The 6,860-nt window shown below is 66.5% G+C and carries 7 protein-coding genes and 1 pseudogene; 3 read left to right on the forward strand and 5 right to left on the reverse strand.

What is annotated here, in order from left to right; all coding sequences use genetic code 11:
* A pseudogene (locus tag ACEN88_RS21380) lies at positions 1-216 on the forward strand (hypothetical protein); the annotation flags it as partial.
* 51 nt (positions 217-267) lie between these two features.
* Here ACEN88_RS21380 and ACEN88_RS21385 read toward each other — a convergent pair.
* The 5 genes from ACEN88_RS21385 to ACEN88_RS21405 are packed head-to-tail and all read right to left on the reverse strand — an operon-like array spanning position 268 to position 5,070.
* A complete protein-coding gene (locus ACEN88_RS21385; protein ID WP_413342825.1) occupies positions 268-1,062 on the reverse strand; it encodes a hypothetical protein in 795 nt (264 codons plus the stop codon).
* Positions 1,063-1,086: 24 nt separating this feature from the next.
* Positions 1,087-1,641 carry a DUF2059 domain-containing protein gene (locus ACEN88_RS21390; protein ID WP_413342827.1) on the reverse strand — a complete coding sequence of 185 codons (555 nt, stop codon included), beginning with the start codon at positions 1,639-1,641 and terminating at the stop codon, positions 1,087-1,089.
* Between the two features lie 12 nt (positions 1,642-1,653).
* A complete protein-coding gene (locus ACEN88_RS21395) occupies positions 1,654-3,267 on the reverse strand; it encodes an OmpP1/FadL family transporter (protein WP_413342829.1) in 1,614 nt (537 codons plus the stop codon).
* A 10-nt stretch (positions 3,268-3,277) separates the two neighbouring features.
* Positions 3,278-4,288 (reverse strand): transporter, encoded by a 1,011-nt coding sequence (locus ACEN88_RS21400; protein ID WP_413342831.1) that lies wholly within the window; start codon positions 4,286-4,288, stop codon positions 3,278-3,280.
* A gap of 20 nt (positions 4,289-4,308) precedes the next feature.
* Positions 4,309-5,070, reverse strand: a complete 762-nt coding sequence (locus ACEN88_RS21405) for a C39 family peptidase (RefSeq protein WP_413342833.1) — start codon at positions 5,068-5,070, stop codon at positions 4,309-4,311.
* A 208-nt stretch (positions 5,071-5,278) separates the two neighbouring features.
* On the opposite strand from ACEN88_RS21405, the gene ACEN88_RS21410 reads away from it, so the two are divergent.
* Together ACEN88_RS21410 and ACEN88_RS21415 are read left to right on the forward strand one after the other, a co-directional pair.
* The gene (locus ACEN88_RS21410) at positions 5,279-6,130 is read left to right on the forward strand and encodes a helix-turn-helix domain-containing protein (protein ID WP_156403644.1); all 852 of its coding nucleotides are present in this window, start codon (positions 5,279-5,281) and stop codon (positions 6,128-6,130) included.
* Between the two features lie 166 nt (positions 6,131-6,296).
* Positions 6,297-6,860, forward strand: a 564-nt coding sequence (locus tag ACEN88_RS21415; protein ID WP_413342835.1) for an AraC family transcriptional regulator ligand-binding domain-containing protein, incomplete at its 3' end; no start/stop codon positions are given.

Raw genomic sequence — 6,860 nt, forward strand, 5'->3', positions numbered from 1 at the left:
CGCGTGCACCGTTCGCAGGCCGCCGCCAGCGCTGCCCTGCAGGCTGCCAGCGCCCAGGTGTCGGATGCCGCGACGCCGCCGCCCGACATGACCATCGCGATCGACGACTTCGGCAAGGTCGCCGCCAGCACGGACTACGAGTCGCTGATCGCCCTGACGTCGGCGCTCGTCGGCGTCAGCCGGGATCGCGTCCTCGCGCTGCTCGGCCTGCGCTGACCCCTGCTTCAGGAACGACAACGCCCCGCCCGCGCGCGGGGCGTTGTCGTTTCAGTGCCCGATCGGCTTCACGCTGATCGTCGTCCCGCGCAGGTCGATGTCGTGGATCTCGATGCTGCCGAACGTCGGCCCCGGATGGCTGCCCACGCGGATGTTGCGGAAGCTGATCTCGCCGATCGTGCTGGGCAGGCGCAAGGTGATGGAGCCGTCCTTGTTCACGGTCGCATGCGAATTGGCCGGGTCGTAGCTGACGTCGCGCACCGTCGTGTCGGCCGACAGCAGCAGCGCGAGCGGATTGAACACCGTCGCCAGTTCGCCCAGCACGCGCACGCCGTCGTTCGGCAGCGCGTGCTGCACGGCGGTCCGCACCCCATGCTGGCCGCCCTGCGCCGCCATGGCGATCAGGCGCAGTTCCGCCTGGCGGGCCTGGTCACGCAGCGCATCGCCCAGTTGATCCTCCTTGCGACCCTGGGCGACTACCTCCCCAAGTTCCTCATCCGACAGCGCACGCATGCCGCGGCCGAATTCGCGCCCGCTTTCGCCGCCAAGGCGCGTGGAGACAGCCGCCGCCGGCGTCGCCGCCACCGCCGCGTAGGCGTGCAAAGGCCCGAGCAATGCGGTCGCCAGCGCCGCCGCCATGCGCAGGCTGCGCTGGCGCCGCACGGCGCCGCGCACCTGCGCCTGCGTGATCAGCTTCATGTCGGCCAGGATCTCGCCCAGCCGGCGTCCGCTCTGTTCCTGCGCGCGGATCGCCGCGTCCAGCTGGTCCTGCGAGATCAGCTTCTTCTCGATCAGGATCTGGCCCAGCCGGGACCTGTTGGTACTGCGTGTCATCCAGTCGCTCATCCCCGCCTCCTCATGGTGTGGTCATCACTGCCCGACGGCCGCGCGCAGCTTCAGGCCCACGCGGTTCTGCAGCGCCGTCATCTTCGGCTGGATCTGCGCCGCGTTGGCCTTGGCCACGTTTTCGCCGACGGCCTTCTTCATCTCCGGCACGACGCTCTCGAACTTCGCCAGCACGGGCGATTCGAGGATGCCCGCCAGCTGTTTCAGCTCGTCCTCGCTGAACTTCTGCGCGAGCAGCGGCGCCACGCTGGACTGCACGATCGCGCGCGTGCTCGTGCGCAGGCCCGCGGATTCCTGCTCGACGAACTTCGTCGCCTCCGCCGTGATGTCCTTCATCGTCGCGTCCTGCTTGTCGGCCGGGACGCGGCTCTGCACGACGACGCGCGACTGCCGCAGCATGTCGGCCACCGGCGCCTGCAGCATCTGCAGGCCGACGGATTCCAGTCCCATCTTGTCCAGCACGCGCTGCACGAGCGCCTGCTTGGCGGGGGGCACGCCGGTGATGCCCTCCGCGTGCGCGCCCGCGGCCAGGCCCACGCCCGCACCGAGCGCCATCGTCATCCACATCGTTCGCAACATCGTCGTCTCCAGTCAGAACGGCCGCGTGTACGAGGCGCCCGCGTATTTCACGATCAGGCTGCCGGACACGTTGGTGGCCGCGTAAGGGTTGTAGATCAGGTTGAAGAAATTGTCGCAATTCAGATTGCAGTCGCTGCGCGCGGGGATGTCGTACGTCCCCTTCATGTAGCTGCCCGTCAGGTTGAGTTCCCCGCCGTCATCGAAGCGGTAGCGCAGGCCGACGCTCCTGAGTTTCGTGTCCGGCAGCGGCGCGAGAAGACTCATCTGGTTGCCCGGGATGGAGCTCTTGCGCGGCTCGTAGCCGAAGCGCAGCGCGAGCTTCTTCGTCAGGTTCAGCTGCGTGCCGAAGCTGTAGTTGACGACGCTCCTGAAACCCATCTTGAACGTGGCCTGGCTCGAATTCGCATAGCCGAACAGGCGCGCCATCTCGAGCAGCTTGACGCTGCGGTCGAACTGGAACGTCAGCTCGTTCCACTGGGACCAGTCGGCGTAGCTGACGTCCGCGTTCAGCTGCACGTAATCCGTCAGCATCAGCTTCATGCCGGCCTGCACGCGCCACGGGAACGGGATCTGCGCCGTCATGTTCCCCGACTGGTATTCGGGTATGTCCTGCGGCATGCCGGTGACGGCGCCGACGATCGGCCCGAGCAGGCTAGAATTCAGACCGCGCACGAAGCTGCGCAGCATCGGGTCGCTGTGGAACGTGTACGAACCGGTGTAGGTCGTACGCGCGCCGCCCTGGTACACGAGACCCAGCGCGAACCATTTTTTCGGTTCCCACAGCACGCCGATGTTGACCGTCGGGTCGAACGACGCACGCAGATCGAAGTCGATGTTCGCGGCGCGCTTGAACGGATTGACCATCCCTTCCGGACCGCCGCCGCACAGGCCGAACGTCAGCGTGTCGATCACGGTGCCGTTGCCGTCCGGGCAGACGGCCTTCTGCAGCTGGCCGACGGTGCCAAGCAGCTTGTTGGGCGCGCGGAAGTCGGTGTTGATGGCGAACGCGGAATACGCGATCGGCACCGAGATGCCGATCTTCAGCGTGTCCGACACCTTGTACGCGGCCGCCGGCGACAGGTAGACGAGACGCTGCAGCTGGACGAGGCGGCCGTCGAAGCGCGCGGGATCGTCCGGGTCCTTGGTGCGGTCGATACTCATCGCCGCCGCCAGGTAGACGTTCGTGCCGAACGTCCAGCGCGAACCGGGCGCGTTGTACGACATGCCCATGCTCGGCACCAGCACGCCCGGCAGGCGCGCCTTGGGGACGCCGTAGAACGGGATGTAGAGGGCCTGGCGCACCGGGCCGCTCGACTTGCCGTTGATCGGATCGTCCTTGAAGCCGCCGATGTCGAGGTCGGGCGCGGACACGAACCGGTTCGGGTTGCGGATCGTCGCCACGAACACGGAATCGATGTGATGCGTGCCTTCCAGGCGCGCGAGACCGGCCGGGTTGAAGTGGATCGATTCGATCCCGGGCGGGTCGGCCGTCACCGCATTCCCCATCGCCATCGCGGTGGGGCTCGTGACGAGGTTGTCGGTGACGCCGGCATGGGCGACCGGCGCCAGCGCCGCGGCCAGGCCGGCCGCGGCGAGCAGAACGATCGGTGACGGCGCGGCGTTCATGGGCACGGCCTCACAGCGACAACGGCAGGCTCATGGTGAGCGACAGGTTCGGCGCGGCCGCCGTGAGGCCGGCGCCGACCGTCACGTTGACGGTGGTCTTGGGCGACATGCGATAGCCCGCGCCGATCGCCAGGATGCCCGCGCTCTGCGTCTGCGTGTGCGCCTTGTTGCCGTTGTCGAACGTGAGCGTGGAGCGGGCCTGGATCGATTCCTGGAACGAGAACGACGTCGTGATCTTGTACGACAGCGCGTACGCGAAGCCGAGGCCGAAGCCGAAGCTGGCGCCCGGCTTCACTTCGCGCAGCGTGGCGCCGTACATTTGCTGGCTCAGGTGTTTCGCGGCGAGGCTGTAGCCCATGTTGAAGGAGCCGAACAGCGCGACCGGATCGACGATGCGCGTCATGTTGGCGCCGATGTTGAAGGTGTTGACGCCGGAGCCGGTGGCCACGCCCTTCTGCACGTCGACCTTGTACGGACTGGTGCCCGTCGCGAGGCGCACGTTGCCCGTGAACGTGTACGCGACCTCGTCGCGCTTGACCTCCTGCGGCTGCCAGCGCACGCCCAGGCCCACGTCGCCGATCGTGTGCGAGACGCCCGAGAAGCCGCCGGAATCGGAGTAGCGGCTGATCAGGGGCAGCGTGACGTTGGCGGTCAGGTTGTTGCGCACGCCGTAGTCCGCCATGATCGTGTTGGTGATCGTGTGCGAGTTCGTGTTCTCGATCGAGAACAGCGTGGCCGTGCCGGACGACAGGTCGGTGTTGATCTTTTCCTGGCCGATGTAGGTGTAGCCCAGCTCGTAGTTCAGCTGCACCTTGCCCTTGCGGATCAGCGAGTACTGCTTGTCCACCGCGGTCAGCGTTTCCTTCAGCAGCGTCGTGTTGTCGGCATCGCCCTCCTTCTTCGCCAGCGCGTCGCGCACGGCTTCCGAGGTCGCCGGGTCCTGGGCCTGCGCCGGCATCTGGGCGAGCAGGAGGGCGCAGGCCAGCGCCGGCGCGCACGCCGACATAGTGGAAATCTTCATGGTGGTCCTTCGTGGTGGGTCTAGTGTTTGCGAATCGAGATGCCGCCGAAACCGTTCAGCAGGCGTTCGTTCGCCACCTGCGTGTCGATGGGGCGCTGCAGGCCGCGGTCGCGGATGCGGTCCATGTCGACCACGCCCAGTTCGTCGTCGGCCAGCGCGAGCTTCAATGCGGGCGGACGGTTCTTCGGCGGGTAGGCGATGAACAGCGTGTTGCGGTCCCACAGCGTGGCGAATTCCTCGACCGAGAACGTGATGTTGCCGGCCGAGGGGTCGGCCAGGAACACGAGGCCGCCGCGCACGCCGCGCAGCACGACGAAGTGCTTGAAGCCGGCGTAGTCGATCGGCACGATGCCCGGCGCGTCGAGCGCGAGCAGGTCCGCCATCTCGGCGTGGAAGCCCGCGCTCTGCACGTCGATCGAGGCGAGGTAGCGCTTCATGTCGAGCAGGGAAAAGCCGCGCCGCTCGATGATCTTGTCCTTCTCGCCGAAGGCCATCATGCCTTCCATCGACTGCTGCTCGGTGACGTCGATGCCCAGGTGGTACTTGAGGATCGTGACGAGCGCGGCGGAGCCGCAGCTGTAGTCGTAGGCCTGGTGGACGATGTTCTTGTACTTGAGCTCGGAGAACGGCTCCATCGAAACGTTCGGAATGCCGGCGGCGGCCACGGACATGGTCGTCGGCAGGTCGAAATGGTCGAGCGGACGGTCCTGCACGTCGTGCCTGGCCAGCACGCCGCCGCCGCCCACGAGGACCGCGAGGATCCCCAGCAGGAATGTGTACATGATGTCTCCCTGGGGCGCTTCATGCGGCCCCTTGTGGCCCGGCTCCGTGCGCATTCATGGCGTCCGGGTGGCGGATTTTTCATGCAGCCCAACGTGGTGTTTTGGCCACGTTTATTGCACTTTTTCTATATTTTGGATGCAGCCACGGCTGACGGATGTTATAAAACGCTATCGTTTTTATAAAAAACCGCTCATTCATTGAGGCACCGTGCACACTTGGGACAGGATCAGCAATGCATTGGGCGAGCCGGTCACCAGCGTGGAGATCGGCGGCGTACCGCTGCGCGCGGAGCGCTACATCTTCCAGCTGGGCGGCTGCGAAGTGCCGCCGCTCGATTCGATGGTGCTGGCCTGCCACCTCGGTGGCGCGCGCGCCACGGCCGGGCGCAGTCCGGGCCGTTCGTTCGATTTCCTGGCGGGTGCCGCGACCGTGTTCCAGCCCGGCTTCGCGAGCCGCTGGTCGTTCTTCGGCGCGATCGACATGGCGATGTTCCACTTCCTCGACCCGGAGCACGAGATGGTGCGCCACCTGCAGCGCCTGCTTGCCGCGCGCGCCAAGTCGCCCATGTTCTCCGACCCGCTCGTGCATGCGGCCGCCCAGCAACTGCTGGCGGAAGTTTCCCGCACCAGCACGCCGAACACGGGCTTCGTGGAGCGGGCCTGTTCCCTGATGATCGAGCAGGCGTGCCGCGTGCTGGAAGGCAAGACGGGCCGCCACCTTCCCCCGGACGCCCTCCAGCTGGGCCGCCTGCAGGGCGTGCTGGAATGGATCGGCCAGAACCTGTCGAGCGAGCTGTCCAATGCCGAACTGGCCGAGCGCGCGGGAGTGTCGGAATCGCACTTCCGCCGCATCTTCCAGGAAGCGATGGGGATGACGCCGCACCGCTATGTGTTGCGTTTACGCCTCGAACGGGTGCATGAATTACTGACCCGGACCAGCTTCTCGATCGCCCGTGTTGCGGCGCAATGCGGGTTCAACAGCCAGAGTCACATGACGGCCTGTTTCGCGGCCGCGTACGGCATCACGCCCGCTCGGGCACGCCAGCAGGCGCGCTCCTGATTCCGGCAGGCAACACCGCGTTTGCGCCGCGTCAAATTGAAAATCTTGCCTGCCTAAAATGATCGTTTTTTGATAAACACGGGATCATTTTCCGAAGCGTTGCGATTTCGCATGCACACATAATAAAAAACACACCCGGGCACAAGAACCCGCGGCCACTCGATAAATGAGTCAGGAGACCAAGCATGAGACCAGCGCAGGACGCGTCCGCACGTACGCGGTCGCCAGCGTGAAGTACCTGTCCGCCACGGACGTGGTACAGCGCATCAAGGCCTGCCTCGGCGCCGAGGGCATCGACGTCGACGCCCTGTTCGCCAGGGCCGGCCTCGAATGGTTCGAGCACGGCGCGCAGGGACAGCGCGCGGCCGACCTGCTCGCGTTGTCCGACCAGTTCAGCATCCTGTGGGAGAGCCTCGCGGCCGCCAGCGGCGATGCGCTCATCGGCTTTCGCGTGTTCGCCCCCGACCCGCTCAGCTGGCTCGGCGTGCTGGGCCATTTGATGCTCGCCTCCCCCACCCTGCGCCAGGCCGCGGACAGCCTGACGCGCTACATGCCGCTCGTGTCGCCCGTCGTGCGCGCCACCATCGAGCCGAAGGCGGACCGCGTGCGCGTGGGCCTGAACCTCGTCGGCGGCGCGCCCGCCCTGCCCCAGGCCGGCGAACACATAACCGGGGACCTGCGGCTGGCGGCGTTTCGCTTAGTAGGGAGCAAACCCCCCCAGAAGCCCGCG

The organism is Massilia sp. CT11-108, from assembly GCF_047302915.1.
In the GTDB taxonomy this organism is placed as follows: domain Bacteria; phylum Pseudomonadota; class Gammaproteobacteria; order Burkholderiales; family Burkholderiaceae_D; genus Telluria; species Telluria orientalis.